The following is a 788-nucleotide window of genomic DNA, read 5'->3' as shown; positions in this document are numbered from 1 at the left end:
CTAACTTAATTTGACATTTCAAGATATTTAATATTTGACACATACCTAGCTATCTTTGTCGTTATCTGATCCAACTGCTTTAAAAGCATCTTCTGTTTCAAAATAAGAGCGTGGTCTTTTTGACTTGTCTGAAATACGCACGGTTTTGGGTACGTGATAATTATCTGTAAGGTCAATATGTTCTAATTGGGATAGACCACTGCCTTCAAATAGCACTAAACTAGCAGCAAAAAGTGTCAAAAATGTTATTGCCTTTTTCACCGCGCGCTCCTTTCTTATGCCAATAAAATATTCATAGACATACCCTGTGAGTACTATAATATAGTAATTCGCCCATTTAAAACTCTATGTTTTGGTAAAATTGTATATAAATTACCACACGGGGCCATATTTACTTTGAGGATTCTTTTCTTTGTTGAGCAAATGGATTATTTTCATTAGATTTACAATAGAAATAAATAAAGCAATTATCCCGGCAGCAAACCATATTGGTTGATTAAAAATTTGTGGCAAAATACTCGTAAAGAAACCAATTCCTTTCAACAATGTAAACCAGCTTGACTGGCATTTCCTGGTCGCCAACCTGAAATTTAACCAGTGGACTGTACAGATAATTTTCATGGTGCGGCCATTTACTACGACGCAAGTTTTCATAGAGTGTCTTAACATCCATTTGGCGACCACGATAGCGAAAATAGACTTTTTTACTCCGTTTAAGCATGCCGACCCCGAATAAATGACGTTTTAGCAGCTCAGCAAACATGTGTGGTGACGTAAACCAACTATCA

Annotated in this window: 1 protein-coding gene and 1 pseudogene; both read right to left on the bottom strand. The window is 35.9% G+C overall.

Going from position 1 to position 788, the window contains the following annotated elements:
• Positions 1–45 precede the first annotated feature (45 nt).
• Positions 46–261, bottom strand: coding sequence for a hypothetical protein (locus FC65_RS10935; RefSeq protein ID WP_056972783.1), 216 nt, complete (start codon positions 259–261; stop codon positions 46–48).
• A gap of 271 nt (positions 262–532) precedes the next feature.
• Positions 533–788 (bottom strand): annotated as a pseudogene (locus tag FC65_RS12085) (IS4 family transposase); the annotation flags it as partial.

It is taken from the genome of Ligilactobacillus acidipiscis DSM 15836, assembly GCF_001435755.1.
GTDB lineage: Bacteria > Bacillota > Bacilli > Lactobacillales > Lactobacillaceae > Ligilactobacillus > Ligilactobacillus acidipiscis.
Note: the sequence above shows the minus strand (reverse complement) of the source record. Positions and strands in the feature narration are given on the sequence as shown.